At 63.4% G+C, this 24,999-nt stretch carries 24 protein-coding genes; 9 read left to right on the top strand and 15 right to left on the bottom strand.

Going from position 1 to position 24,999, the window contains the following annotated elements; all coding sequences use genetic code 11:
- Nucleotides 1-6: 6 nt before the first annotated feature.
- From fabI to AC1DXU_RS11325, 3 genes are all read right to left on the bottom strand, one after another.
- Nucleotides 7-825, bottom strand: a complete 819-nt coding sequence (gene fabI, locus AC1DXU_RS11315; RefSeq protein WP_477368167.1) for an enoyl-ACP reductase FabI — start codon at nucleotides 823-825, stop codon at nucleotides 7-9.
- A gap of 106 nt (nucleotides 826-931) precedes the next feature.
- Nucleotides 932-1,867 (bottom strand): DnaJ C-terminal domain-containing protein, encoded by a 936-nt coding sequence (locus AC1DXU_RS11320; RefSeq protein WP_477368170.1) that lies wholly within the window; start codon nucleotides 1,865-1,867, stop codon nucleotides 932-934.
- Between the two features lie 98 nt (nucleotides 1,868-1,965).
- On the bottom strand, nucleotides 1,966-2,442 hold the full coding sequence (locus tag AC1DXU_RS11325) for an RT0821/Lpp0805 family surface protein (RefSeq protein ID WP_477368172.1): 477 nt from the start codon (nucleotides 2,440-2,442) through the stop codon (nucleotides 1,966-1,968).
- A 40-nt stretch (nucleotides 2,443-2,482) separates the two neighbouring features.
- Between AC1DXU_RS11325 and pdxH the strand changes: the two genes are divergently transcribed.
- Together pdxH and AC1DXU_RS11335 are read left to right on the top strand one after the other, a co-directional pair.
- The gene (gene pdxH, locus AC1DXU_RS11330; protein WP_477368175.1) at nucleotides 2,483-3,100 is read left to right on the top strand and encodes a pyridoxamine 5'-phosphate oxidase; all 618 of its coding nucleotides are present in this window, start codon (nucleotides 2,483-2,485) and stop codon (nucleotides 3,098-3,100) included.
- A gap of 39 nt (nucleotides 3,101-3,139) precedes the next feature.
- Nucleotides 3,140-3,772: a LysE family translocator gene (locus AC1DXU_RS11335; RefSeq protein WP_477315944.1), complete on the top strand. Its 633-nt coding sequence runs from the start codon at nucleotides 3,140-3,142 to the stop codon at nucleotides 3,770-3,772.
- 103 nt (nucleotides 3,773-3,875) lie between these two features.
- Here the strand turns inward: AC1DXU_RS11335 and AC1DXU_RS11340 are convergent, their stop codons facing one another.
- Together AC1DXU_RS11340 and AC1DXU_RS11345 are read right to left on the bottom strand one after the other, a co-directional pair.
- On the bottom strand, nucleotides 3,876-4,625 hold the full coding sequence (locus AC1DXU_RS11340; RefSeq protein ID WP_477368177.1) for a crotonase/enoyl-CoA hydratase family protein: 750 nt from the start codon (nucleotides 4,623-4,625) through the stop codon (nucleotides 3,876-3,878).
- A 22-nt stretch (nucleotides 4,626-4,647) separates the two neighbouring features.
- Nucleotides 4,648-6,417, bottom strand: coding sequence for an acyl-CoA dehydrogenase (locus tag AC1DXU_RS11345; protein ID WP_477368180.1), 1,770 nt, complete (start codon nucleotides 6,415-6,417; stop codon nucleotides 4,648-4,650).
- A 286-nt stretch (nucleotides 6,418-6,703) separates the two neighbouring features.
- On the opposite strand from AC1DXU_RS11345, the gene AC1DXU_RS11350 reads away from it, so the two are divergent.
- A complete protein-coding gene (locus tag AC1DXU_RS11350) occupies nucleotides 6,704-7,834 on the top strand; it encodes a glycoside hydrolase family 25 protein (RefSeq protein ID WP_477368939.1) in 1,131 nt (376 codons plus the stop codon).
- A 4-nt stretch (nucleotides 7,835-7,838) separates the two neighbouring features.
- On the opposite strand, the gene purD is transcribed toward AC1DXU_RS11350, so the two are convergent.
- Nucleotides 7,839-9,116 (bottom strand): phosphoribosylamine--glycine ligase, encoded by a 1,278-nt coding sequence (gene purD, locus AC1DXU_RS11355; RefSeq protein WP_477368183.1) that lies wholly within the window; start codon nucleotides 9,114-9,116, stop codon nucleotides 7,839-7,841.
- Nucleotides 9,117-9,277: 161 nt separating this feature from the next.
- Nucleotides 9,278-10,072, bottom strand: coding sequence for a phytanoyl-CoA dioxygenase family protein (locus tag AC1DXU_RS11360; protein WP_477368186.1), 795 nt, complete (start codon nucleotides 10,070-10,072; stop codon nucleotides 9,278-9,280).
- A 95-nt stretch (nucleotides 10,073-10,167) separates the two neighbouring features.
- On the opposite strand from AC1DXU_RS11360, the gene AC1DXU_RS11365 reads away from it, so the two are divergent.
- Nucleotides 10,168-11,076, top strand: a complete 909-nt coding sequence (locus AC1DXU_RS11365; protein WP_477368189.1) for a LysR family transcriptional regulator — start codon at nucleotides 10,168-10,170, stop codon at nucleotides 11,074-11,076.
- Between the two features lie 117 nt (nucleotides 11,077-11,193).
- The gene (ubiA, locus tag AC1DXU_RS11370; protein WP_477368941.1) at nucleotides 11,194-12,177 is read left to right on the top strand and encodes a 4-hydroxybenzoate octaprenyltransferase; all 984 of its coding nucleotides are present in this window, start codon (nucleotides 11,194-11,196) and stop codon (nucleotides 12,175-12,177) included.
- A gap of 241 nt (nucleotides 12,178-12,418) precedes the next feature.
- Here ubiA and AC1DXU_RS11375 read toward each other — a convergent pair whose 3' ends face one another.
- The 3 genes from AC1DXU_RS11375 to AC1DXU_RS11385 all read right to left on the bottom strand — a co-directional run bounded on the left by AC1DXU_RS11375 (nucleotide 12,419) and on the right by AC1DXU_RS11385 (nucleotide 15,586).
- Nucleotides 12,419-12,985: a DUF6101 family protein gene (locus tag AC1DXU_RS11375; protein ID WP_477315931.1), complete on the bottom strand. Its 567-nt coding sequence runs from the start codon at nucleotides 12,983-12,985 to the stop codon at nucleotides 12,419-12,421.
- 186 nt (nucleotides 12,986-13,171) lie between these two features.
- On the bottom strand, nucleotides 13,172-14,602 hold the full coding sequence (locus AC1DXU_RS11380; protein WP_477368190.1) for an FAD-binding oxidoreductase: 1,431 nt from the start codon (nucleotides 14,600-14,602) through the stop codon (nucleotides 13,172-13,174).
- 9 nt (nucleotides 14,603-14,611) lie between these two features.
- Nucleotides 14,612-15,586: an L-threonylcarbamoyladenylate synthase gene (locus AC1DXU_RS11385; RefSeq protein ID WP_477368193.1), complete on the bottom strand. Its 975-nt coding sequence runs from the start codon at nucleotides 15,584-15,586 to the stop codon at nucleotides 14,612-14,614.
- A gap of 160 nt (nucleotides 15,587-15,746) precedes the next feature.
- On the opposite strand from AC1DXU_RS11385, the gene AC1DXU_RS11390 reads away from it, so the two are divergent.
- A complete protein-coding gene (locus AC1DXU_RS11390; RefSeq protein WP_477368196.1) occupies nucleotides 15,747-16,244 on the top strand; it encodes a hypothetical protein in 498 nt (165 codons plus the stop codon).
- Between the two features lie 91 nt (nucleotides 16,245-16,335).
- Nucleotides 16,336-16,725, top strand: a complete 390-nt coding sequence (locus AC1DXU_RS11395) for a hypothetical protein (RefSeq protein WP_477368199.1) — start codon at nucleotides 16,336-16,338, stop codon at nucleotides 16,723-16,725.
- A 113-nt stretch (nucleotides 16,726-16,838) separates the two neighbouring features.
- Here the strand turns inward: AC1DXU_RS11395 and AC1DXU_RS11400 are convergent, their stop codons facing one another.
- Both AC1DXU_RS11400 and glyS read right to left on the bottom strand, forming a co-directional pair.
- A complete protein-coding gene (locus AC1DXU_RS11400) occupies nucleotides 16,839-17,171 on the bottom strand; it encodes an ATPase (RefSeq protein ID WP_477368201.1) in 333 nt (110 codons plus the stop codon).
- 162 nt (nucleotides 17,172-17,333) lie between these two features.
- Complete coding sequence (gene glyS / locus AC1DXU_RS11405) at nucleotides 17,334-19,775, bottom strand: glycine--tRNA ligase subunit beta (protein ID WP_477368204.1); 2,442 nt, start codon at nucleotides 19,773-19,775, stop codon at nucleotides 17,334-17,336.
- Nucleotides 19,776-19,998: 223 nt separating this feature from the next.
- Between glyS and AC1DXU_RS11410 the strand changes: the two genes are divergently transcribed.
- Nucleotides 19,999-20,139 (top strand): hypothetical protein, encoded by a 141-nt coding sequence (locus AC1DXU_RS11410; RefSeq protein ID WP_477368207.1) that lies wholly within the window; start codon nucleotides 19,999-20,001, stop codon nucleotides 20,137-20,139.
- On the opposite strand, the gene AC1DXU_RS11415 is transcribed toward AC1DXU_RS11410, so the two are convergent.
- Nucleotides 20,136-21,056 (bottom strand): glycine--tRNA ligase subunit alpha, encoded by a 921-nt coding sequence (locus AC1DXU_RS11415; protein ID WP_477316468.1) that lies wholly within the window; start codon nucleotides 21,054-21,056, stop codon nucleotides 20,136-20,138. The genes AC1DXU_RS11410 and AC1DXU_RS11415 overlap by 4 nt on opposite strands.
- Before the next feature lie 229 nt (nucleotides 21,057-21,285).
- Between AC1DXU_RS11415 and AC1DXU_RS11420 the strand changes: the two genes are divergently transcribed.
- Nucleotides 21,286-21,747 (top strand): N-acetyltransferase family protein, encoded by a 462-nt coding sequence (locus tag AC1DXU_RS11420; RefSeq protein WP_477368210.1) that lies wholly within the window; start codon nucleotides 21,286-21,288, stop codon nucleotides 21,745-21,747.
- A 56-nt stretch (nucleotides 21,748-21,803) separates the two neighbouring features.
- Here the strand turns inward: AC1DXU_RS11420 and AC1DXU_RS11425 are convergent, their stop codons facing one another.
- Together AC1DXU_RS11425 and AC1DXU_RS11430 are read right to left on the bottom strand one after the other, a co-directional pair.
- On the bottom strand, nucleotides 21,804-23,579 hold the full coding sequence (locus tag AC1DXU_RS11425; protein ID WP_477368213.1) for a tetratricopeptide repeat protein: 1,776 nt from the start codon (nucleotides 23,577-23,579) through the stop codon (nucleotides 21,804-21,806).
- Between the two features lie 220 nt (nucleotides 23,580-23,799).
- Entirely contained in the window at nucleotides 23,800-24,816 is a 1,017-nt protein-coding gene (locus AC1DXU_RS11430) for a polyprenyl synthetase family protein (protein WP_477315911.1), read from the bottom strand.
- Between the last annotated feature and the right edge of the window lie 183 nt (nucleotides 24,817-24,999).

Raw genomic sequence — 24,999 nt, forward strand, 5'->3', positions numbered from 1 at the left:
CGGGGACTAGTCCTTGACGGTCGAAATGTCAGGTGCGTCGACCGCCTTCATGCCGACGACATGGTAGCCGGAATCGACATGGTGGATCTCGCCGGTGACGCCGCGCGACAGGTCGGACAGGAAATAGACGCCGGAATCGCCGACCTCCTCCTGCGTCACCGTCTGCTTCAGCGGCGAATTGTACTCGTTCCACTTCAGGATGTAGCGGAAGTCGCCGATGCCGGATGCGGCAAGCGTCTTGATCGGGCCGGCGGAGATGGCGTTGACGCGGATCTTCTTGGCCCCGAGGTCGACGGCGAGATAACGCACGCTGGCTTCGAGCGCCGCCTTGGCGACGCCCATGACGTTGTAGTGCGGCATCACTTTTTCGGCACCGTAGTAGGTCAGCGTCAGCAGCGAGCCGCCATCGGTCATCAGCGGCTCGGCGCGCTTGGCGATGGTGGTGAAGGAAAACACCGAGATATCCATGGTGCGCAGGAAATTGTCGCGCGTCGTCTCGACATAGCGGCCGGTCAGCTCGTCCTTGTCGGAAAAGGCGATGGCGTGGACGAGGAAGTCGAGCTTGCCCCAGTGCCTGGCAATGTCGGCGAACACCGCATCGAGGCTCGCCGGATCGGTCACGTCGCAATGGCCGGCGATATGCGCGCCCAATTCCGCGGCCAGCGGCTCGACGCGCTTCTTGAACGCCTCGCCCTGATAGGTCAGCGCGATCTCGGCGCCATGGTCGACGCAGGCCTTGGCGATGCCATAGGCGATCGACCTGTTGTTCGCGACGCCAAGGATAAGCCCGCGCTTGCCGGCCATAATGCCCTGTCCACCCGCCATGTGAGCGCTCTCCGCAAGATTTTCTGCTTTGTGGAGAGCCTATCGCACAGGCACAGAGTCCCTTCAAGCGCACAAAACCGACAGTTCGGGGGACAAAACGCCGGCTCTAGCCTTTTCGGCTGCGCATCAGCGTCTCGAGTTCGCTGTCGCCGCCCTCCGGCAGCATCAGCCGAACATGGGCGTAGAGATCGCCATGACCACCGGCTTTTTCCGGCAGGCCGCGGCCTTTCAGCCGCAAAACCTTGTCCGAGCTGGACCATGCGGGAATGTTGACCGCAAGCTTGCCGGTCGGCGTCTCGACCGGCACTTTGGCGCCCAACACCGCATCGGCCAGCGCCACCGGCAGGTCGGCATGCAGGTCGCGGCCCTCGACGCGGTAGCGTGGATGGCGGCGGATATGGATCTTGACCAGCGCATCGCCCGGCTGCCCAGGTCCTTGTTCGCCTTGCCCCTTCAGCCGGATGGTCTGGCCGTCCTCGACATAGACGGGGAGCTTGACCGCGACCTTGCGCCCGTCGGGGAACATCGCCGTCACCTTCTCGGCGGTCGCCGCTTCCTCGATGGTGACGTCAAGCGTCACGTTGAGGTCGGCGCCGGTCGGCGCCTGGCGGCGGTCGCCCGCGCCGGCGCCGCGCTGCCCGGAGAAGGCATCGCCAAAGATCTGGCTGAAGATGTCGCTGTTGCCGTCGAACGGATCGCCGCCCGGACGCCCCGAGCGAAACTCGAATCGCGAGCCGCCCGCGCCACCCTGCTGGCGACGAAAGCCGCCGAAGGGATCGCCGCCACCGCCCGCTGCACCTTCAAAGCCCTGAAAACGCGGCTTGCCGTCGCCGTCGATCTCACCGCGATCGAAAGCGGCCCGGTTCTTCTCGTCGCCGACGATCTCGTAAGCCTGGTTGGCAGCAGCAAACCGGTCCTTCGCCTTGGGATCATTCGGGTTCTGGTCCGGATGATGCTTCTTGGCGAGTTTGCGGTACGCCGATTTTATGTCCTTGGCCGATGCGTTTTTGGCAACGCCCAGCACCTCATAGGGGTCGCGCATGATTCCTGCCTGCAAGAAGGGTGAATTTACAGTCGCCTTTCATATGCGTCTGTATAGGAAGAAATTCCAGTGCCGTGAACCGGATATCGACGCGAATCTCAGAGCGCCTTGAAGTCCTGCACACGCCAGGCACCGGCACCGGCCAGGCACACTTCGCCCTGGAACATCGTGACACCATCGAAGCTTTCGCGCGAGGCTTTGAAGCGGCGGCAGGTCTGGCCGTTGTCCTTGAGTTCGACCAGTTCGGTGATTGAGCCGCGCGAGCCGGTGTCGGCATTCGCCCACGGCACGGCCTGGCCGGCAAGTTCCTCGATGTCGGCGGAAGACACGGCGTTGCGGATCGTGGCCTGGTCGGAGGCGCTATCCTGATCGAGCGGCGCGGTCGGGTCAGGCGCGCTTGCGGTGAGGATTGAGCGATCGACCTCGGCCTTTTCAAGGCTGAAGCCGCCTGCCCCGCAAGCGGCGAGCGGCAAAGCGGTCGCCACGATCGCAGCCCTCATGATCGCAGCTTTGACGCTGGCCGAAGCGATAACGCTCCAGTGCCTGCTGTCAAAAGCTTGCGCGATACGCGACAATCGGCAATCTCCCCCAGCCAGCGACAAATTTGGGAAAACTATGAGCGACTCAGAGTTAACAAGCGGTGACTTTACCGAGGCGGCCGAACCTTTCCGCCTCTTTGCCACGTGGCTGAACGATGCGACGAAGAGCGAAATCAACGATGCCAACGGCGTGGCGCTGGCGACCGTCGATGCCGATGGCATGCCGGATGTACGAATGGTGCTGCTCAAGGGGTTCGATGAGGAGGGATTTGTCTTCTACACGAATTTCGAGAGCGCCAAGGGCCGCGAGATTCTTGGCAGCATGAAGGCGGCGATGTGTTTCCACTGGAAATCGCTGCGCCGGCAGGTGCGCATCCGCGGGCCGGTTGAGATCGTCAGCGACGCGGAAGCGGACGCCTATTATGCGACACGGCCGCGCGGCAGCCGCATCGGCGCGTGGGCCTCGAAACAGTCGCGGCCACTGGAAAGCCGCTTCGCCCTGGAAAAGGCCGTTGCCGAATACACGGCGCGCTATCCGATCGGCGAAATCCCCAGGCCAAAACACTGGTCGGGCTTTCGCATCGTCCCGCAGACGATCGAGTTCTGGCACGATCGGCCGTTCCGGCTGCACGACCGCGTCGTCTTTTCGCGCAACGCCAAGGGCGGTTGGGACAAGACAAGGCTTTATCCATAGGTGTTTCCGAAAAGCCATCTCGGCTGAAAGGGTGTCCCCATGAACCTGTTCCTTGCCTTTCTCGGTGTCTCGTTCTTCGTGATTGCCACGCCCGGCCCCGACACCGCCATCACCATTCGCAACACCTTGCTCGGCGGACGCATGGGCGGCGTGTTTACCGCGCTTGGCATTTCCAGTGGCCAGATAATCTGGGCTCTGGCCACCAGCGCCGGCATTGTCGCGCTGCTCGTCGCTTCAGAACCTCTGTTCCTTGCGGTCAAATATGTAGGTGCCGCCTATCTCGTCTATCTCGGCTTCAAGGCGTTGCAAGAAGCGGTTCGGCCATCACATCGTCAGAGTGCCGGCGCTATTGTCGGACAAGCACGACGGCTGACGGCGGCGAACGCCTATCGGCAGGGTTTGATCAGCGATCTCGGCAATCCCAAGATGGCTGTGTTCTTCGCCAGCCTGTTGCCACAATTCGTGCCGTCGGGCGGGGAGAGTTTTTCAGCGTTGCTCGGTCTCGGAGCGGTCTTCGCCGTCATGACGTTCACCTGGCTGGCACTCTACGCAACGCTGGTCGCCAAGGCGGGAGATTTCCTGCGCCGCCCATCGATCCACCGTTGCATCGAAGGTGTGACCGGCGTCGTACTGATCGGCTTGGGCATCCGCATCGCGACCGAGCACCGGTAGGCCGGCTAGCTGGTCGCGACGGAGCTTCAAGGGATAAATCGGCGCTTCACCCCACCCSACCCTGCGGGCCGACCTCCCCATCGAGGGGAGGTAGAAGGCTGCGCTACTTCTTTCTGGTCATGAACGCGGTGAGCGCTGCGCGCGCCTCGGCCGACTTCAGCCGCTCGCGGAAATGCTCGCTTTCCTTGCCAATGCGGGCGATGAGGTCGTCGCGCGAACCGCGCATCAGGTCGCGGGCGATCTTCAGTGCCTGCGGCGGCTTGGCCGCGATCTGGCCGGCCGCGGCCAGCACCGAGGCTTCGAGCGCGTTTTCTTCGACGACTTCATAGATCAGCCCGGCGGCTTTTGCCCGTTCGGCCGAAAAACCCTCGCCGAGGCCAAGCAACGCGAAGGCGCTCTGGCGTCCCAGAACCTGCGGCGCGAGCAGGCTGGACCCCGCCTCGGGCACCAGGCCGAGATCGACAAAGGGCGTGCGGAACACGGTGCGCGGCGTGGCGAAGGTCAGGTCGCAGTGGAGATTGAGCGTGGTGCCGATGCCGACGGCGATGCCGTCGACGCCGGAGACCATCGGCTTTTCCACCTTGGCCAACGCCATCAGGAAATCCCAGACCTCGGTACCGCCATCACCGCCGGTGGCGACGATCAGGAAATCGGCAAGGTCGTTGCCGGCCGAAAAGGCGCCGGGAACGCCGAGGAAGACGTGGACGCGGATCGCCGGATCGGCGTCGCCCGCGGCCAAGGCCGCCGACATCGTCGCGTACATGGCGCGCGTCAGCGCATTCTTCTTTTCCGGACGGTTCATGCGGATGATCTGGATGGCGCCCTGGCGCTCGACGAGAATATGGTCTGTCACGGTCTTTTTACCCTGGTGAACGTCAAGCGGAAATCAGTGCCTTGCCGGCAGCGGCAAGGCTTTCAGCGCCGCCAATGACGCGGTCCTTCAATGCACCCACCTCGCCAAGCAGGTTTTCGGCGAAGAAGCGGCAAAGGGCGATGCGGCTCTGGTCGGCAAGCGCACCGCGCGCCAGATAGGCGCCGCCGGCGGCAAGCGAGATCAGCCGCAGATAGGGCGTGGCACCGGCCAGCGCGTCGTCGGAGCGACCGTCGGCCAGCAATTTCTGCAGGAATCGCGTCGCTTCGATCAGATCGTCGAGCGTCCGGTCGAGGTTCTCCGCGGTGCGGCCGAAACCCTCAAGGTTGGAGGTCCGCACCGCATTGGCGACGGCCGCAAGTTCGGCGATGTAGCCGTGCACATGCTCGCCGCCACCGAGCGGCAGTTTGCGCGCCACCAGATCGATCGCCTGGATGCCGTTGGTGCCCTCATAGATCGGCGCGATTCGGGCGTCGCGGTAAAGCGCTGCAGCCCCGGTCTCCTCGATGAAACCCATGCCGCCATGCACCTGAACGCCAAGCGAAGCGACGTCGACGCCGACATCGGTCGAAAAGGCCTTGGCCAGCGGCGTCAACAGATTGGCGCGGTCGCGCCAATGCGTCGCCGCGTCACCAGTGGACACGCGCGCGCTGTCGATGGCGTGGGCGCAGGAATAGCTGATGGCGCGCGCGATCTGCGTCAGCGCCTTCATGGTCAAAAGCGTGCGCTGCACGTCCGGGTGGTGGACGATCGGCGCCATGCCGGCGCCGTTGTACGTTGCGGCCTTGCCTTGTCGGCGGTCATTGGCATAGGCGATCGCCTTTTGCGTCGCGGCTTCGGCGACTGCGACGCCCTGCATGCCGACGCAAAGCCGGGCATTGTTCATCATGGTGAACATGCAGGCGAGGCCCTTGTTCTCCTCACCGATCAGCCAGCCGATGGCGCCGGGTGCAGCACCTTCAAAACCGTCGCCATAGATCATGGTGCAGGTCGGCGAAGCGTGGATGCCCAGCTTGTGCTCCAGCCCGGAGCAGAAGACATCGTTGCGGGCGCCGAGCGACCCATCATCGCCGACCAGCAATTTCGGCACCAGGAACAGCGATATGCCGCGCGTGCCGGCCGGCGCATCGGGCAACCGCGCCAACACCAGATGGATGATGTTGTCGGTGAAATCGTGCTCGCCATAGGTGATGAAGATTTTCTGGCCGAAGATGCGATAGGTGCCGTCGCCGGCCGGCTCGGCGCGGGCGCGCAAGGCAGCGAGGTCCGAACCCGCCTGCGGCTCGGTCAGGTTCATCGTCCCCATCCATTCGCCGGAGACGAGCTTTGCCAGATATTTGGCCTTGAGCGCCGGTGAGGCATGCTTGTCCAGCGCTTCGACCGCGCCCATGGTCAGCGTCGGCCCGATGCCGAAGGCCATGGCGGCGGAGTTCCACATTTCGAGCGCGGCGACGCCGAGCATAGTCGGCAACGCCTGGCCGCCAAACTCTTCAGGCCCTGAGAGCGCGTTCCAGCCGCCGTCGATCCAGTGGCGATAAAGCGCTTTCCAGCCGAGCGGCATGGTGACGGCGGCGTCCTTCAGCACCGCACCTTGCTCGTCGCCGATCTTGTAGAGCGGCGCCACCTCTTCGCTGGCAAAGCGGCCGGCCTCGGCCAGGATGGCGTCGACAAGGTCTTCGCCGAGATCGCCAAAGGTGCCAGCATCGAGCGCAGGCTTGAGGCCGGCAACGTGCTTCAGCGTGAAGGCAATGTCCTCGACCGGTGCCTTGTACATGCCGCTTGCTCCTCCCTGACTTTCCGGGCCGACCCTAAGACCAGCGCGGCCGCAAAACCATCCGCCTTTGGGGGATCTCCCATCTTCTTTTTACGTAAACGTCAAACTTTGTCACGCGGATTTTGAAAATCTGCGAGGCGCGCCTGAGGCCGTCTCAGCTGTGGCTCAGACCCCAAAAGCAATTCCTTAACCATAGCGGTTCAGCATCGGTGTTTGGTCAGCGGGGATTCCCTGTTTGAAAACGCCGGCGCATCTTTTTCGCCGCTCAGTGCTCGCTCTCGCGGCGATGGTAGCGCTGACACCGGCCACACAGGCCTCGGATTTCGCCGAGCCGTGGAAGAGTGCCGACCGCGCGCTGGTCATCGACGCCTACGAATACAATTCCATCGACTGGGTACAACTGGCCACGGACAAGCGCGTCGTCGGCTTCATCAACAAGGCCTCCGACGGACTGCCGCCACCCTATTTCTGTTCCGGCGACGAGACCGAAATCAGGCTCTGCAAGACGCTGTGGAAACGCTATGCGGTGACGCGCGAACTGTTCCAGACGCGCAAGGTGGTGGCCAAGGCGCTCGGGCTGAAATGGGGTGCTTATCACCTCGCCCGCCCCGGCAACCCGATCGATCAGGCCAACAGTTTCATCGATTTCGCCGAACCGGCGCCGGACGATCTGATGGCCCTGGATGTCGAGGGCAACGATCCGACGCAATGGATGTCACTCGAGGATGCCGAAGAGTTCGTGCGCCAGGTGCATCGACGCATTGGCCGCTTCCCGGTGCTCTACACCAACGGCAAGACGGCCCAGTACATTGCAGACAACCGCTACAAATACCGGCTCTTGTCGCGGCTGCCGCTCTGGTATGCGCGCTACAAGCCGGACATCGACGTGCATTTTCCGATGGGCAACTGGCAAGGCTACGCGCTCTGGCAGTTTTCGGCGCAAGCCAATTGCGGCCGGTTGCGCTGCCCCTACCGGGTCGCGGGCACGCCCAACGATATCGATGTCAGTGTGGCGCCGATGGATGCAGCTGCGCTGCGCCAACAATGGGCCTTTGGCGGCCTGATCGACGTGCCGGCGGACTATCTCGCCTCGATACCGGTGCCGGTTTCGCGCGAGGCGGGACTCGCCGGCAATGTCACCATCACCTACGCCTCAGTGGCGACACCGCCGACGGTCGAGGAGATGGTCGCGGTGCTGGGAACGCGCTGGCAGAAATTCCGCAACGGCTTCAGCATGCCGGTGGTCAAGACGGTGCCGCGGCGTTCGCGCTTCGGTATTGCCGAGTATGTCGCCTGGAAACGGACAGAGCAGCGTTCACCAGCACAGCTCGAGGCCGCCTTCACCGCGGCGGCCGACCCGGTCAGCACGGCTTCAACCGAACTCGACAGCGGCAAACGCCTGTCTCGCCCGTTTTAGAGGTTCAGCCGACCTTTTCGCGCGCCACAGCCTGCCAGCCGATATCGCGGCGGCAAAAACCCTGCGACCAGTCGATGCGGTCGAGCGCGGCATAGGCTTTTTTCTGCGCCTCGCCGACGGTCTTGCCGGTCGCGGTCACGTTCAGCACGCGACCGCCATTGGCGACCAGCGCGCCGCTGTTGACGGCGGTGCCGGCGTGAAATATCTCGACGCCATCGCCTGCGGCTTCGTCGAGGCCGCGGATGACCGAGCCCTTTTCCGGTGCGCCGGGATAGCCCCTCGCCGCCATCACCACAGTCAGTGCCGCCTCATCGCGCCAGCGCACTGACGTATGGGCAAGCTGGCCATCGGCGGAAGCATTGAGCAGGACCAGGAGATCGTCCTTCAGCCGCATCATCAGCACCTGGCATTCCGGGTCGCCGAAGCGGGTGTTGTATTCGATCAGTTTTGGGCCCTTGTCCGATATCATCAGCCCGGCAAACAGCACGCCTGAAAACGGCGCGCCTGTTTCAGCCATGCCGCGCATGGTCGGCTCGATGATCTCGCGCATGGTGCGTTCGATCATCTCAGCCGTCATCACCGGCGCCGGCGAATAGGCGCCCATGCCGCCAGTGTTGGGGCCGGTGTCGCCATCGCCGACGCGCTTGTGGTCCTGCGCGGTGCCGAAGGGCAAGGCGGTAACGCCGTCGCACAGGCAGAAGAAGCTGGCTTCCTCGCCGGTGAGGAACTCCTCGACCACCACCTCGGCTCCGGCCTGGCCGAAGGAGCCGTCAAAACAGGCATCGAGTGCGGCCAGCGCTTCATCCAGCGTCATGGCGACGGTGACGCCCTTGCCGGCGGCCAGGCCATCGGCCTTGATGACGATCGGGGCGCCCATCTTCTGGACATAGGCTTTCGCCGAGGCCAGATCGCCGAAGCGGCCATAGGCAGCGGTCGGGATATCGTATTTCGCGCAAAGATCCTTGGTGAAACCTTTCGAGCCTTCCAGCCGCGCCGCAGCTTTCGGAGGGCCGAAGACGCGGATGTTTGCGGCGCGCAGGTCGTCGGCAATGCCGGCAACCAGCGGCCCTTCCGGCCCGACCACGACGAGGTCTATTTTCTTCTCAGCGCAGAAGGCGGTCACCGCCGCATGATCGGCAATGTCGAGCGTCACCAGCTCGGCTTCGCGGCCGATGCCCGGATTGCCGGGCGCGGCGTAGAGTTTGGTCAGCAGCGGCGATGCGGCAAGCTTCCAGGCCAGGGCATGTTCGCGGCCGCCGGAGCCGATCAGTAAAACGCGCATGCCAACATCCCTTGTCATTCCAAGACAAGGACTGCGCTATTGCCCGCCGGGCGACGGGTCAAGACTTTTGCGGCCCTCAAGCCCGATTGCGCACGGGAACGTTGGGCAACCAACGTCCCCGATGCGTCGAACCGGCGGTTCTGTCAGCTCTGGAAGACGGCTTAGCTGCTGAAGATGGTGGGAAACCAGTCCTCGCGCAATTTCTGTCCCGGCTTCATGTCATGGCCGGGATAGGGCGGAGAGGTGCGGCCTGGCCGCTCGACATAGCGGGCATCGTCGCCGACCCAGCGCAGCGACAGCGCCCGGCGCCGGGCCGCGGTCATGTTGCCGCGCGCGCCATGCGCGGTCCTGAAGTCGAACAGGATGGCGTCACCCGGTTCCATCTCCCATTCGAGTACCTTCAGGGAAGGATCGTTGTCGGGATCGGGCACCGGCCGATAGTCGCCCTCGCCGGCGTAGAAATTGGCATCGTTCAGCCAGCGCACCGGCAGAACCATCTTTTCCCATTTGTGCGAGCCGGCGATCAGCCTCAGCGTCGCCTCCTTGACCGGATCGATCGGAATCCAGAAGCTGACGGTCTGGCTGCCATCGACGAAGTAATACGGGATGTCCTGGTGCCAGGGCGTCGGCTTCTGCGTGCCGGGCTCCTTCACCAGCACATGGTCGTGGAAGAACTGCGCGCTGCGCGACTGCATCACCGCCGCGGCCAGTTCGGCAGCCGGCGAATTGCGCACCACGTCGACGAATTCGGGAATGCGCTCCCAGTTGCAGTAGTCGTCGAAGAAGCTGCCTTTGCCATTGGCGATATCCGACGCCGCAGCGCTGCGGTTCTGCATGTTGCGCTCGATGCCGGCGGCGATGATGTCGACCCAGTCCTTGAACGCGCCGCGGATGCAAACCGCGCCATCGCGCTGGTAGTCGGCAATTGTCTCGGCATCGATGTGTTGGGTAGCCATCGGTTCGCTTCCTTCTCTCAGGGGATGACCGACTATCGCAGCAGCTGCCCATCAGGTAAAATAATAACTTCCCATGCAACACATAGAAGAAGACTATGAATTTGACCCTGGTACAGCTGCGTTATCTCGTCGCCGTGGCGCGTCACGGCAGCGTCACCGTGGCGGCGCGAACACTCAACGTCTCACAGCCATCGATTTCGGTGGCCATCGACAATGTCGAGAAGAATTTTGGCCAGAAACTGTTTGTCCGCCAGCGCGGCAGCGGCATTTCGCTGACCTCGTTTGGCCGGACAGCGGTGGCGAAGGCGAAGCAGGTGCTGGCCGAGGCGGATGAGCTTGCCGGCTTGGGATCGCGCGAGGCGGCTGTCGCCGGCGAGCTGGTGCTGGGATGCTTCGAGGATCTTGCGCCCTATTTCGCGCCGGCTCTCATCCGCGCCTTCTCGGAGCGCTGTCCGGGCGTCGAGATCGTCGTCCGCGACGAGACGTTCGAGACACTGGGACGGCGGCTGAGCGACTCTGCGATCGATCTCGGCCTCAGCTATGATCTCGGCCTGCCCAGCCATTTTGCCCGTATCCTGCTGCATGAGCTCAGGCCGCATGCGCTGCTGCCGGCGGGGCACGCGCTGGCCAGCCGTGCGACCGTCAGCCTGGCGGACCTCGCGGCCTATCCGCTGATTACCACCGACCAGCCGCACAGCTGGCAGCATATGCTCGACCTGTTCCGCAGCCGTGGCCTTTCGCCGGTGGCCGACACCAGGACAAGCTCGTTCGAGCTGCAGCGCAGCATGGTGGCCAATGGTTTCGGCGTCGCCGTCAGCTACACCCGCCCGCATGGCGACCTGAGCTATGACGGACTGCCGCTGATCTGCAAACCGCTCTCCGATCCGCTGCCCATGCAGCGGATCATCCTTACCCATGACACGCGCCAGCGCCTGTCGAATGCAGCGCTGGCCTTCATCGATGTGGCGAAAGGCTGGTTCTCCGCCCACGATATTTTCACCTGACGAGGACCTCCGGTCCTGTCTTGCTTGCGCATGATCTTTTCCGAAAACCGGTTCCCACCTTTCGGGATCATGCTCAGGGTGCTTGACGGCTTTCGCCGCTGCTGCCACTCCAGCGGGATGGAAACCGTGCAATCGAAAGCAGCGCAGGGCCGCGTCGCCGACGCGCCGAGCGGCCATTGGGTCTACCGCGTTCTGCCGCGCTGGCTATGGCCCTTTGCGCAGCTGGCCCGATGGGACCGGCCGATCGGCTGGCAGTTGCTGTTGTGGCCGTGCTGGTGGTCAGCCGCCCTTGCCGCAAGCGCCTATCCCCGCCCCGGCGATCCGCTGCTCTCGCTGCTGCCGGCACCATGGTATCTCGTGCTGTTCCTGATCGGCGCCATCGCCATGCGCGGCGCCGGCTGCACCTACAACGACCTGGTCGACCAGGACATCGACAATCAGGTCGAGCGCACGCGCTCGCGGCCGCTGCCGTCGGGCAAGGCGACACGCCGGCAGGCCTGGATATTCCTCGTCATCCAGGCGTTGGTCGGCCTGGCGGTGCTCTTGCAGTTCAACGACTTCGCGATCCCGCTCGGCATTTGTTCGCTGGTCATCGTCGCCGTCTATCCGTTCATGAAGCGGTTCACCAACTGGCCGCAGCTGGTGCTTGGCCTCGCCTTTTCCTGGGGCGCGCTGATGGGATGGGCGGTGGAGTTCGGCGATCTCGATGGTCCGGCCGTCATGCTCTATATCGGCTCGATCCTCTGGGTGATCGGCTATGACACGATCTATGCGCATCAGGACAAGGAAGACGACGCCATCGTCGGCGTGCGCTCGACCGCGCGCCTGTTCGGCGACAACACCAAGACCTGGCTCGTCGGGCTCTATGGCGGCGCGCTGGTCTGCTTTGCCATCGCCTTTGCCTCGGCGCAGGCACCGGTGCCAGCGCTGGCCGGGCTGATCGCCGCTGGCGCCCATATGGCGCGGCAGATAGCGAGGCTCGATATCAACAATCCGGACCAATGCTTGCGGCTGTTCAAATCGAACAACCAGGTCGGCTGGCTGATCTTTCTCGGCCTGCTCGGCGGCGCGCTGTGGGTGACGCTGAAACCGCTGGTGTAAGCTCCCTTCTCCCCGTCACTATACGGGGAGAAGGTGGCGGCAGCCGGATGAGGGGCAGCGCCAACCTTTGAGGCAAAGTGAAATGCACGGCGGCGATAGCGCGTGCGTCAGATCAGGGTTTTTTGAGATAGACAACCGGCTTGGTCAGCGCCGCCCCTCATCGCCCTGCCGGGCACTTCTCCCCGTATAGTGACGGGGAGAAGAAGGCCGTCATTGGCGGTTTCGCCAATTGCTGGCCAAGCTACTCCCGCGAAATAATCTCATGGCCGTCGACGACCAGCCTGAGGCCGAGATCGCCGGCCCTGCGGCGGGCTAGGAAGCGCGGCCGGCGCGTGGTCGAGACGCGGCCCTTGCGGCGGTCCTGCGGCGGCAGCGCCTTGATGGCCGCGCCGAGCGATTCCTCCAGCGTGCGGGCAATGCCGTCGGCTTCGATCAGCAGCATCTGCAAGCGATAGGCTTCCGCCCAGGCGCGCCAGTCGGCGGCGACATCGTCGAGATCGTCGGCGACCAGCAACGGCACCGACAGCATCGGATCATTGTGCAGAAGTTCCAGCGTCACCGTGACATTGCCTTCCGGATCTTCCATCGCGCGGGCGGCGACGCCGCGAAACGCGTTGGCGGGCAGAGCGATGATCGCCGGCACGCCGCTCATCTCGAGCGTGCGGCGGATAACGGCACCACGCTGGTCGATGGTGAAAGTCACGTCGCCATAGTCGTCGCGCGTGGCATAGCTCACCACTTGCGGCAGGCGAAATGGGTCGAGGCGCATATTGCGCCCAGCCCAGATGGGCTTCAGTACACTGTTCATCTACTGCCTTCCTGTGTTTCTCCTGAGAGCCGTTTTCACGGATCCCACCGGGCCGGTTTTCCCAGCCTCGTTATGGCGAAACAGTAGCGCGGGCTCCTTACCGCCCGGCTTAAGAAAGTCGGTTAAATTTTGCTGATCTCAGGGGATGGTTATCGGAATGAGACTGAGCGCAAGATGTTGAAAGGATCAGATAACCTTACCGGGATTCATGATCCCGGCGGGGTCGAAAGCAGCCTTCACTCTGCGCATCAGGTCGATCGCCATCGGCGGCGCGGTCGCGATCAATTCGTCGCGCTTCAACTGGCCGATGCCATGCTCGGCCGAGATAGAACCGTGAAAGGAGCGCACGACGTCGTGCACGGCCTTGTTCATGGTGTGATAGAGGCCGAGAAAGGCTTCATCATCGCCGTCGACGGGCCGGGAGATGTTGTAGTGCAAATTGCCGTCGCCCATGTGGCCGAAGCAGACCACGCGCGCACCGGCACTGACCGAAGCCACGGCGCCGGCGGCTTTTCCAATGAATTCTGGGATCGATGATATCGGCACGGAAATGTCGTGCTTGATCGAGGCGCCCTCGGGTTTCTGGCACTCGGGTAGCACCTCGCGGAAATTCCAGAAGGCGTCGCCCTGGGCGAGGCTCGCTGCGATCACCGCGTCGCCGACGATGCCTTGCTCCAGCCCGGCTGACAGCACCTCCTCGATCAGCGCCTTGCCGTCCTCTTCCGAACGGCCGGAGGAGACCTGCATCAGCACATACCAGGGCCAGTCCCCGGCCAGCGGACGGGTAACGCCCTGCGCATGCTTCAGCGTGTAGTCGTAAGGCCTTTTGGCGATCAGCTCGAAAGCGGTGAGCGACGCGCCGGCCCGGCCCATCGCCAGGCTGAACAGCGAAAGTGCCGCCTCGGGCGAAGACAGCCCGGCAAAGGCCACCTCGCGACCCTTGGGCTTGGGGAACAGCTTTAGCACTGCAGCGGTGATGACGCCGAGCGTGCCTTCGGCGCCGACAAACAGGTTCTTCAGATCGTAGCCGGTGTTGTCCTTCTTCAGCTTGCGCAAATCGTCGAACACTTCGCCGGTCGGCAACACCACTTCGACACCGAGGCAGAGTTCACGCGCATTGCCGTAGGCAAGCACACCGGTGCCGCCGGCATTGGAGGAGAGATTGCCGCCGATCTGGCAGGAGCCTTGCGCGGCGAGCGACAGCGGAAACAGCCGGTCGGCGGCATCGGCCGCTTCCTGCAAAGTCTGCAGGATGACGCCGGCCTCGACGGTCACCGTGTTGGAGAGGACATCGATCTCGCGGATGCGGTTCAGCCGCGATAGCGACAGCACGATTTCGCGACCGGATGTGTCCGGCACCTGGGCGCCGACCAGCCCGGTGTTGCCGCTTTGCGGCACGATGGGCGTTCCGGTCTCGCTCGCCAGGCGCATGATACGGCTGACCTCGTCGACGCTGCCGGGCCTCAGCACCAGCGCCGTCCGGCCGTGCCAAAGTCCGCGCCGCTCGGTGAGGTAAGGCGCGATGTCCTGCTGGTCGCGCAACGCATATTTGTCCCCGACGATGCAAGCGAAGCGATCGATGAGAACGGGGTCGAGGTCTGCGAGAATTTCGGTCATGGCTGAAAGCTATGTCTCGGACGCGGAGATGTCACGAGGGGCGGCGGCACGCGCAAGCCGGTCGTTGATCGCTTCGCCCAAGCCGTCGAACGGGATCGGCTCGACGGCAATGCTTGTCGCGCCGCTGCGGTCGAGCTCCTGAAGCTGCGCGAAGAGATTGCTGGCGGCTTCGCGCAGGTCGCCTGATACGGACAGGTTGAGCACGGCGGCCGCACCTTGCCAGCCTTCGGCACGGCGGCCACCAAAGGCCAGCAGAGCCTCGCCCTTGGCGATTTTTTCGGCGTTGAGCCGCACCGCGGCACTCGGCGCATAGTGCGAGGCGAGCATGCCGGGTGCCTCGATGCCCGCTGTCGCGCCGCGCAGCAGTTTTGTCCCCGCGACCGCCTCGATCTCCCTGGCGGCGATGCCGCCCGGCCGCAGCAGCCGCAGCGTTGCGCCTTCTACCTTGACGATGGTCGATTCCAGCCCGACCGGGGTCGCGCCGCCGTCGACCACCAGCCTGATCCTCGCACCGAGATCGGCAGCCACGGCCTCAGCTGTCGTGGCGCTGATTTTTCCCGAGGAATTGGCGCTGGGCGCCGCCAGCGGGCGGCCAAGCCTGGCAATCAGGTCGCCGCCAAAACCTTTCGGCATGCGCAGCGCGATCGTGTCCAGCCCGGCGGTGACCAGCGGATGGATGCCGTTGCCGGCCCGCTGGGGCAGCACCAGCGTCAGCGGCCCCGGCCAGAACGCCTGCGCCAGCCTTTTCGACAGCGGATCGAACAGCGCAATGCGCTCGGCCATCGCCAGATCGGCGACGTGGGCGATCAGCGGATTGAAGCGCGGGCGGCCCTTGGCCTCGAAAATGCGCGCCACGCCGATGCCATTGGTCGCATCGCCGGCCAGCCCATAGACCGTTTCGGTGGGGATGGCGACGACGTCGCCGCCTTCGAGCAACGCCAGCGCCCGCTCCATCGCCTCGCCGGCGGCAACTATCTCAGCCACTGTCATCACCTCGCAGATGCCGGGTGCGTAGTACGGTGGCGCCTATGGGGCAAGTCCGGGCGTTGGCGAATTATCAATCCCTAAAATGCTATGCTTCCTCGCAAGCCGGCATCAATTCCCTAACGCTATGGTGTCGGCTTCATGGGCAAGGGGGAATATCATGGTGTCAGTGCGTATGCTTGGAGCGCTTGGTTTCACCCTGGCGGCGATAACCGGCGGGGCGCAGGCCTCTTCAATTCTCGTTCTCGGCGCATCGACGTCGACGCCGTCCGTGGTCAGGCTTGGCTCGCCTGAACCGGTGAAGATCGCTGCCTCCACCACGCCATCGATCGTGGCGCTCGGCGACCCTGAGCCCGATGTCACCTATGAAAAGGTCGCGGCGATCCCGGGCGAACACAAATCCGGCTCCACGCAGCCTCCGATGATCATTCGTGGCGGTGTCGTCGGCGGCGCCTTCGCGTCGCCCGCCGCACCGGCCAAGGCCGCGACTGCCGCCGCGCCGGCAGCCGGCGACAAACCTGCGGCTGACACCAAGCCTGCAGGAGAAGCGACCGCAGCGAACGGCAAGCCACAGCCTGGAACACAATCGCAGCCTCAACCGGCAGCGACGGTTCGGCCGGCGACACCGCCGGGACCCCCTGCAGAAAAACTCATGTAGACCGTTCGGCTTGACGCCGATCCGCCGGCGGGCGCACCATCATGCCATAGCGCCGCGCCGGGCTTCGCGGCTCAGGACAATGGGGGTTATCATGAACAAGGCTAGATCATTTGCCGTCGCCGGGCTGTTGCTGGCATCATTGCTGGGCACGGGAGCGGCCCGTGCCGATGACATGCTGGGGTCCTATGTCGCGCGCATTTCCGACCGCGACCACCATGCCAGCGATGGCTACGAACTGGACAGTGCCGCGCAGATGGTGCGGCAGGACCGCGCCAACTGGCACAAGTTTCACCGGCGCGACGCCGACGATCAGGGTGACGACTGGTTCGTGAGCAATGATGACCGCTCGAATTTGCAGCGCATGCTGCAGCGCGGAGGCGCGATGAGTTCCTCGACCAAGCGCGCCATCGTCAATGGCGAGCCACTGATCCAGGTCGACGTCTATGAAGACAGCGTGCACGTCAGCATTCTCGAGGATTGACTTCGTCAACCTCGGGAGGACTGACGAAGTCAGCATCCGGGACGACTGAGGACTGAAAGAACAGGGCGGCTCATAGGCCGCCCTGTTTCGTCACTGCAGTCGATCGAGAAATCTCAGGCCGCTTCATCCTTGTCGTCGGCGGCCTCGTCGGACTCTTCCTTCTCGTCAGCGTCGTCGCCTTCGGCCTTCACGCTGTCGTCGTCCTCGTCGTCATTCTCTTCGTCTTCTTCGTCCTCGTCGTCGCCGGAGAGGACGGCAGCCTTGTCGTCTTCCTCGTCGGTATCTTCGCTGTCATCGTCATCGCCATCCTCGTCGTCATCCGACAGATCGGCAGCTTCGATCGCAGCGGCAGCGGTTTGATCGAGGGTGGTTTCGGAAGCGGATTCAAGCGCCTCGGCGTCGCCCGAGGTTTCTTCTGTCACTTCGATTTCGTGAGCGGAATTCATGGAGCCTCCGTGGGGTTGGGGAACATGTCCCTTTTGCCACGGAGAGATCATCGTCATATGACTGTAAGCCGGCTCGAACGCCGTCCGGCGAATTTTTTCCAGCGGTTTTTGTTGGGCATGATCTTATCCGAAAACCGGTTCCCACTTTTCGGGATCATGCTCTTAACCGGCGATCTTCGAGAAATCCGCGACCTGATCGGTCGCCGCGCGGATACGGGCGAGCAGCGCCAGGCGGTTGGCGCGCACGGCCTGGTCCTCGTCATTTACGAGCACTTGCTCAAAGAATGAATCAACCGGTTCACGCAACACGCTAAGCGCCAGCATGGCGGCGGAAAAGTCTTCATTCTGAATCGCTTCGCCGGCTTGCCTCTCAGCCTGATTCACCGCCGCAAACAGCGATTTCTCGGCATCTTCCCTGAAAAGAGCCGGCTCAACAGCGCTTGCAATCGCCGTCTTCTTCTTCTCCTCGGCGGCCAGGATGTTGGCCGCGCGCTTTGTGCCGGCCAGCAGGTTCCTGCCATCCTCGGTGTCGAGGAAGGAGGCGAGGGCTTCGACCCGGCGAACGATCTGCAGGAGGTCGTCGGATTGCGGCGTGATCACCGCATCGATGAGATCGTGCCGCGCACCCTGGTCGCGGAGGTAGACCTTCAGGCGGTCGTGGAAGAAGGCGAGGAGGTCGCCAATGAATGGGACCAACGAGGCTTGCAGCTCCATTGTGCGCTGGCCGTCGAAGAACTCCCGCTCCGGATCGGAAGAGCCAAAGGTTTCGGCAATTGCCTTCTCGAGACCGTTCTTCACCAGATCCGCGACAAGACCCGCTTCCGGCAAGAGACGGCTTGTGCCTCTGTAATCGTGAATGCGAGAATCCAGCATGGCAACCACGCCACGACTTTCTGCGCCCTCACCGAGACGTTCATATGCCGCGAGCGCCGATGAGACCGTCGCCGCTATGGCAACGCCGAAGGAAAGCTTGATCCTGTTTTCGAGCACGATCCTGACCACCCCCAGCGCTGCTCTTCGCAGCGCGTAAGGATCCTTCGACCCCGTCGGCTTTTCGTCGATGGCCCAGAAGCCGACCAGCGTGTCGAGCTTGTCGGCGAGCGCTACCGCAATCGAAACCGGATCGGTCGGCACGCGATCGGACGGACCTTGCGGCTTGTAGTGCTCCTCGATGGCCGCGGCGACTGAGGGATGCTCGCTTTGCAGCAGCGCATATTTGCGGCCCATCGCGCCCTGCAGTTCCGGAAACTCGCCGACTACTTCTGTCGTGAGATCGGCCTTCGCCAGCACAGCTGCGCGCTCGGCGCGCTCGCGGAGGTATTTCTGCTCGGCATTCAGATCGTCGGCCGACAGAAGTCGACCGTCGAAAAATTTCGGCTGCTTCGACAGGATGCCGGCAATCTCGCCGGCCAGTTTCTTGATCCGCTCCACCCGCTCGCCCTGAGTGCCGAGCTTGGCGTGGAAGGTGACGCCGAGATGGTCGAGGCGGGCCATCCGCTGGTCGAGCGGCTTGTTCAGATCGAGGGCGAATTTTGCCGCCGAAGCTTGCAGCTGGTCGAGATCAGGCACGTTGCCCTGGTCGGTCTTCCAGAAATAGAGCGCATCGGACAGGCGGGCGCGCACCACCTTGCCGTTGCCGTGGGCGATCTCCTTGCCGCCATCCCTGGCCTCGATGTTGGCGGTGAGGATGAAGCGGTTGGAAAGGCCTTCATTGGTGCCTTGCGGCCGCGTGACAAAGCACTTCTGGTTGGCGCGGATGGTGAGCCGGATCACCTCGGCCGGAATGGCGAGAAAATCCTGCTCGAACTCGCCCATCAGCACGACCGGCCATTCGACCAGGCCTGACACTTCCTCCAGCAGCCCCTCGTCCTCGACCAGGTCAAGCCCATTGGCGAAGGCGAGGTTCCTGGCGTCGGCGAGGATGATCTCCTTGCGCCGGTCGCCATCGAGCACGACCTTCGCCGCTTCCAGCTTGGTCACATAGTCATCAAAGCGACGCACGGTGATGGCATCCGGCGCATGAAAGCGGTGACCGTAGGTGACATTGCCTGCGCGGATACCGTCGATCTCGAAATCGACCACGACCGGTTCCTCGGTCTCCGGACCAAAAGTGCAGAGAATCGACTGCAGCGGCCGCACCCAGCGCAAGGAGCCGGGCTTTGCCGAGGCCGGGCCCCAGCGCATCGATGTCGGCCAGGGGAAGCTGCGGATGATGCCCGGCACCAGTTCGGCGATGATTTCTTCCGCCGCCCTGCCCGGCTTCGCGATATGGGCGACATAGAAGTCGCCCTTCTTCGGATCGGAGTGGACATGCGCCTCGGCGATCGAGGCCAGCCCGGCCTTGCGCAGGAAACCCTGGACCGCCTGTTCGGGCGCCGTCGTCGAGGGTCCCTTGATCTCCTCGTGAATGTCCTTCGAACGCGCGGTCAGGCCTCTGACATCGAGCGCCAGGCGCCGCGGCGTCCAGTATTCGCGCGCGGCGTCATAGGTCAGCCCGGCCTCGACCAGACCGTCGGTCAGCATCTTCCTGAGATCGCCCGCCGCCTTGCGCTGCATGCGGGCGGGAATTTCCTCGGAGCGGAGTTCTAGAAGCAAGTCAGGCATGGATAGGGCTCACGCGGCAATGGTCCGGGCGGGGCATAGCAACTCGGCTGGCCGCTGTCACCCTTTCCGCGTAGCGATCGTCGGCTTCCGCCGATTTCCGGAAATTTTCCATGCCCTGTCGGGACGCCGCCGGCCAGCGCGTCCTTAAATCAAAGATTTCCATGAACCGAACGCCGCGCTGAAGCGACCCACGCTCAGGCAGAGAGCTATTGGCTGAACGATCATGAAGACGCTATCGACATTGCTGCAGATCCTCGCACTCAGCGCCTGCTTTACGGCGCAGGTTCATGGTGCGTTCGCTATGCCGGGCGTTCGCCGCGCCTTGCAGACGATGGAAACCTTTACCCTCTCAACAAAAAGCTAGGCTGCCAGGCCGCCTGCCTGCGTGAGCAAAAACGCCTCGCCGCAGGCTTTCGCCAGATTGCGCACCCGCAAGATGTAGCTCTGCCGTTCGGTGACGGAAATCACGCCGCGCGCGTCGAGCAGGTTGAAGACGTGGCTGGCCTTGATGCACTGGTCGTAGGCCGGAAAGACCATGCGGTGCATCGGCAGATTGTCGTTCGAAGCCGGCGCGCCGGCATCGAGCAGCGCTTTGCACTCGGCTTCGGCGTCTTCGAAATGGCGCAGCAGCATCGCCGTGTTGGCGAATTCGAAATTGTGGCGCGAATATTCCTGCTCGGCCTGCAGGAAGACGTCGCCATAGGTCACCTTGTCGGCGCCTTCGCGGCCGTTGAAGTTGAGGTCGTAGACATTGTCGACGCCTTGCACATACATGGCCAGCCGCTCCAGCCCATAGGTCAGCTCACCCGCCACCGGCGCGCATTCGATGCCGCAGACCTGCTGGAAATAGGTGAACTGCGACACTTCCATGCCGTCGCACCAGCACTCCCAGCCCAGCCCCCAAGCGCCCAGCGTCGGGCTTGCCCAGTCGTCCTCGACGAAGCGGATGTCGTGCAGCAGCGGATCGACGCCGATCGCCTTGAGCGAGCCGAGATAGAGCTCCTGCAAATTGGGCGGATTGGGCTTCAGGATCACCTGGTACTGGTAATAATGCTGCAGCCGGTTCGGGTTCTCGCCATAGCGCCCGTCCTTGGGCCGCCGCGAGGGCTGCACATAGGCGGCGTTCCAGTGTTTTGGCCCGAGCGCGCGCAGCGTCGTCGCCGGATGAAAGGTGCCGGCGCCGACTTCCATGTCGTAAGGCTGAAGGATGACGCAGCCATAGTCCGCCCAGTAGTTGTGCAAGGTCAGGATCAGCCCCTGGAAGGAGCGGCTGGGATGCATGTGGGCGGGAATAGTGACGGTCACGGCGGCCTCGACGGAGCGGCGGAATGGGGCATTCCCTAGAGGCCTGGCCGGCAAGCGTCAAGGCAAGCCATGCCGGCACGGGATCGCTGCGAGGGTGCAAAGGGCATGTTGAAAGCTTTGCCGGCGGCTGGCTCATTGCCGCCTATGGCAGGCTGCGGTCTGTTCGATGCTCATATCGCCCGTGTCAACGACAGCAGGTTCAGCAATGTCCAGCCCCATCACCGTCCGCCCAGTCACGCGACAGGATTTCGAGCAATGGCTGCCGCTGTGGGACGGCTACAACGCATTTTACGACCGCTCGGGCGAGACGGCCCTGCCAAGCGAGATCACCGATATGACCTGGTCACGCTTTTTCGATGCCTATGAGCCGATGCATGCACTGGTTGCCGAGAGCGACGGGCAGTTGCTCGGCCTGGTGCACTACCTCTATCACCGCACCACCACGGCGATCGCGCCGAACTGCTATCTGCAGGATCTTTTCACGTCAGAAGCTTCGCGTGGCAAGGGCATCGGCAGAGCCCTGATCAACGCCGTCTACGACATTGCCAAGGCCGCAGGCTCAGGCCGGGTCTACTGGCTGACGCATGAGACCAACCACACGGCGATGAAGCTCTACGACAAGATCGGTGACCGTTCCGGGTTTGTCGTCTATCGCAAGCTGTTCTGATCAAAAAAACGGGGCCGACATCGGCCCCGTTTTTTAGAATAGTCAGGACAGACCGCTCAGCCCTTCGGAGCCGTCGCCGGCTCGGGCTTGACCTTCGGGGTTTCCTGCGCCGTGTTGGATATGATCGGCGGCAGGCCCTTCAAGAGCTTCTGCTGCAGGACCGCGAGCACATCGGGGTCCGGCTTCAGGTCGCGGGCCTGGTTCCACTGGAAGGTGGCTTCAAGCTTGCGGCCAACGCGCCAATAGGCATCGCCGAGATGGTCGTTCAGCACCGGATCTTCCGGCTTCAACGACACGGCCCGCTCCATTTCGCGCACGGCGTCTTCGAACCGGCCCATGCGGAAATAGGCCCAGCCCAGTGAATCGACGATGTAGCCATCGCTCGGCCTGAGATCGACGGCCTTCTGGATCATCGCCAGGCCTTCCTTGAGGTTCATGTTCATGTCGACCCAGGAATAGCCGAGATAGTTCAGAACCTGCGGCTGGTCGGGCAACAGTTCCAGCGCCTTGCGGAAATTCGGCTCGGCCTTCGGCCATTCCTTCAGCCGCTCATAGGCGATGCCGCGCTGGTAGTAGACGTTCCAGTTGGCCGCGCTCGGGGTCTTCAGCACCGCGACCGCCTTGTCGTAGAGATCGGCCGCCGAGCGGAAATCGTCCTTCGAGGAATAGACGCCGCCGAGCGCCAGATAGGCGCGCATGTCGTCTGGGTGAGCGGCGACGAACGCCTTCAGATGGGCAATCGCCTCGTCATGGCGGTCGAGATCGGCAAGGTTCAGACCGAGCTGCAGGTCCGAGAGCTCCTTCAGCGGCGAAGTTGCGGGGATACGGCGATAGAGCGCGATGGCGCCTTCGCCGTCCTTCAGCTGCTCGGAGACGGCGGCGAGCTGCACCAGGGCAGCGTCGCTCTCGGGCTTCAGCGCCAAAGCGTATTGCAGATACAGGCGGACGAACGGCTCGCCGCCGCCGCGATTGAGCGCGGTGGCGAGGTCAAGCAGGATTTCCGAGGCGCCGTCCGACGGGCCGGCAACGAAAGGCTCGATCTTTTCTCCCTTGCTGATCCTGTCGCGCAGCGCCGCTATTTCCAGCTTGCCCGGCGAAAACGCCTCGGCCTGGTCGAGCACCGACAGCGCCTTGTCCTTGTCGCCCTTGCGGACGAGGAAAGAAGCGTAAGCCTGCGCATTGCGCATCCAGGTTTCGGGCGAAGCGCCACCGGCGGTGGTGTCGGCCAAGGTGGCGGCGTAGATCGCATCCGCTTTTTCGGACTGGCCGGAGGCGTCGGCGATCAGTGCGCGATGGAAGGATTTGAACAGGCCGAACCAGTCCGGGCCTTGTAGCTTGTCGATGGAGGCCATTGCTTCGGTGGCGTCGCCGGCACCTTGCTGCGCCCAACCGGACATGACACCGGAGATGAGCCGGTCGAGATCGGATTCGAGCGACAGTTTGAGCCAGTACTGCGCCTTGGCAAAATCCTTCTTGTGGAAGGAATCGACCGCTAGCGCCAGGCGCGAGAAGCGCTCGACGTCGGGTACTTCCTTGAGCTTGTCGGCATAGGCCAGGGATTCGTCGAAGCGGCCTTGCGCGATCAGCGACAGCATCAGGCTCTGCTGCAAGGCGGTGTCGCCGGGAGCGAAGGCGAGCGCCTGCTTGTAGTAGGCGATGGCATTGTCGAGGTCGTTGTCGCCTTCAGCGATCCGCGCGGCCAGATAGGCTCCGGAAAAGGATGTGATCTTGACCGGTTCGGTGGTCTGTTTGGCGTAGGCCGGCAGACCAGAGATCGCCATGCCCGTCACAATTGCCAGCCCTGTCAGCCAGCGCGCACGTCCTTGCCGCATCGTATCCCTTTCAGCCAAACGCAATGCCCGCGTCAGCGGGACCGCCGTAGACTCGATCTTTTCCCGACAAAGCATGGCCTTTTTGGGGTCAGGCTTCAATCCGCCTCAGATTCACAATCGAGTCATGCGATTAATAAACCATCGCAAAAAGCGGCATCGAACGAGGCCACTCGTCTAAAAAGGCGGATTCCCGAGCTGGGATCGAGAACCGGCGAGCCGATCAGTTCACCCTGGCGATGCAGAAATCGATGACGTCGATCAGCGCCGATTTCTGCGGCGTCGCTTCCAGCGGCGCCAGCGCATCCCTCGCGATCTCGCCGAAATGGCGGGCTCTCCCGATCGTGTCGGCAATGGCGCCATGGCGGGTCATCAGGCCGATGGCCTTTTCCAACCCGGCATCGTCGGTGACATTGTCCTCGATGGCGCGCTTCCAGAAGGTGCGCTCGGCCTTGGTGCCGCGGCGGTAGGCGAGGATCACCGGCAGCGTCACCTTGCCCTCGCGGAAATCGTCGCCGACATTCTTGCCGAGATCCTTGCTGGAGCCGCCATAATCCAGCGCGTCGTCGATGAGCTGGAAGGCGAGACCGAGGTTCATGCCGTAGGAGCGCAATGCGGCGCGATCGTTGCGCGTCGCCAGCGCAATCACCGGACCGACTTCGGCGGCTGCCGAAAACAGCGCCGCGGTCTTGGCCTTGATCACCGCGAAATGCTCGTCCTCGGTGGTCTCCAGGTTCTTGGCGGCGGCAAGCTGCATCACCTCGCCCTCGGCGATGATCGAGGCGGCACTCGACAGAATGTCGAGCGCTTCGAGCGAGCCGACATCGACCATCATGCGAAAAGCCTGGCCGAGCAGGAAATCGCCGACCAGCACGCTCGCCTGGTTGCCCCAGATCATGCGGGCGGTCTTCTTGCCGCGCCGCATGCCGCTCTCGTCGACGACGTCGTCATGCAGAAGAGTCGCCGTGTGCATGAATTCGACCGATGTGGCGAGCTTGACGTGGCCCTCGCCGGAATAGCCGAACATCTGGGCGGCGGCGAGTGTCAGCATCGGCCGCAACCGCTTGCCGCCAGACGAGATCAAATGGTTGGCAACCTCCGGGATCATCTCGACGTCGGAGCCGGCCTTGGACAGGATCAGTTCGTTGACGCGACCCATGTCGGCCGCCGTCAGGTCGATGAGATCCTTGATGGAGGCGGCTTCCCGCTTCCCGTTTTCGATGTTGAGAACGACACCCACTACAATCACTCCCGTCTGATAGCACGCGCGCGACGGCCCTTGTCCCTGCATGACTCTAGGGCTGCACCCACGGGCACGGCAAGAGGCGAATTGGCGCGGTTGCGGTGACGGCTTGTCAACATTCGAAAGAGAGCATGGCGTCTGGACAGAACGGGTACCCGTTTGTCCGGGAAAACCGCTTCA

This window comes from Mesorhizobium sp. P3_A10 (assembly GCF_056403175.1).

What these genes read in the sequence shown, in the direction of transcription:
- AC1DXU_RS11345 (WP_477368180.1), bottom strand. Translation starts at nt 6,417, where the DNA reads ATGTACAAGGCACCGGTCGAGGACATTGCCTTCACGCTGAAGCACGTT.
- AC1DXU_RS11420 (WP_477368210.1), top strand. Translation starts at nt 21,286, where the DNA reads ATGTCCAGCCCCATCACCGTCCGCCCAGTCACGCGACAGGATTTCGAG.
- AC1DXU_RS11390 (WP_477368196.1), top strand. Translation starts at nt 15,747, where the DNA reads ATGGTGTCAGTGCGTATGCTTGGAGCGCTTGGTTTCACCCTGGCGGCG.
- AC1DXU_RS11335 (WP_477315944.1), top strand. Translation starts at nt 3,140, where the DNA reads ATGAACCTGTTCCTTGCCTTTCTCGGTGTCTCGTTCTTCGTGATTGCC.
- AC1DXU_RS11375 (WP_477315931.1), bottom strand. Translation starts at nt 12,985, where the DNA reads ATGAACAGTGTACTGAAGCCCATCTGGGCTGGGCGCAATATGCGCCTC.
- pdxH (WP_477368175.1), top strand. Translation starts at nt 2,483, where the DNA reads ATGAGCGACTCAGAGTTAACAAGCGGTGACTTTACCGAGGCGGCCGAA.
- fabI (WP_477368167.1), bottom strand. Translation starts at nt 825, where the DNA reads ATGGCGGGTGGACAGGGCATTATGGCCGGCAAGCGCGGGCTTATCCTT.
- AC1DXU_RS11395 (WP_477368199.1), top strand. Translation starts at nt 16,336, where the DNA reads ATGAACAAGGCTAGATCATTTGCCGTCGCCGGGCTGTTGCTGGCATCA.
- AC1DXU_RS11380 (WP_477368190.1), bottom strand. Translation starts at nt 14,602, where the DNA reads ATGACCGAAATTCTCGCAGACCTCGACCCCGTTCTCATCGATCGCTTC.
- ubiA (WP_477368941.1), top strand. Translation starts at nt 11,194, where the DNA reads ATGGAAACCGTGCAATCGAAAGCAGCGCAGGGCCGCGTCGCCGACGCG.
- AC1DXU_RS11425 (WP_477368213.1), bottom strand. Translation starts at nt 23,579, where the DNA reads ATGCGGCAAGGACGTGCGCGCTGGCTGACAGGGCTGGCAATTGTGACG.
- AC1DXU_RS11365 (WP_477368189.1), top strand. Translation starts at nt 10,168, where the DNA reads ATGAATTTGACCCTGGTACAGCTGCGTTATCTCGTCGCCGTGGCGCGT.
- glyS (WP_477368204.1), bottom strand. Translation starts at nt 19,775, where the DNA reads ATGCCTGACTTGCTTCTAGAACTCCGCTCCGAGGAAATTCCCGCCCGC.
- AC1DXU_RS11410 (WP_477368207.1), top strand. Translation starts at nt 19,999, where the DNA reads ATGAAGACGCTATCGACATTGCTGCAGATCCTCGCACTCAGCGCCTGC.
- AC1DXU_RS11320 (WP_477368170.1), bottom strand. Translation starts at nt 1,867, where the DNA reads ATGCGCGACCCCTATGAGGTGCTGGGCGTTGCCAAAAACGCATCGGCC.
- purD (WP_477368183.1), bottom strand. Translation starts at nt 9,116, where the DNA reads ATGCGCGTTTTACTGATCGGCTCCGGCGGCCGCGAACATGCCCTGGCC.
- AC1DXU_RS11360 (WP_477368186.1), bottom strand. Translation starts at nt 10,072, where the DNA reads ATGGCTACCCAACACATCGATGCCGAGACAATTGCCGACTACCAGCGC.
- AC1DXU_RS11400 (WP_477368201.1), bottom strand. Translation starts at nt 17,171, where the DNA reads ATGAATTCCGCTCACGAAATCGAAGTGACAGAAGAAACCTCGGGCGAC.
- AC1DXU_RS11415 (WP_477316468.1), bottom strand. Translation starts at nt 21,056, where the DNA reads ATGCATCCCAGCCGCTCCTTCCAGGGGCTGATCCTGACCTTGCACAAC.
- AC1DXU_RS11350 (WP_477368939.1), top strand. Translation starts at nt 6,704, where the DNA reads ATGGTAGCGCTGACACCGGCCACACAGGCCTCGGATTTCGCCGAGCCG.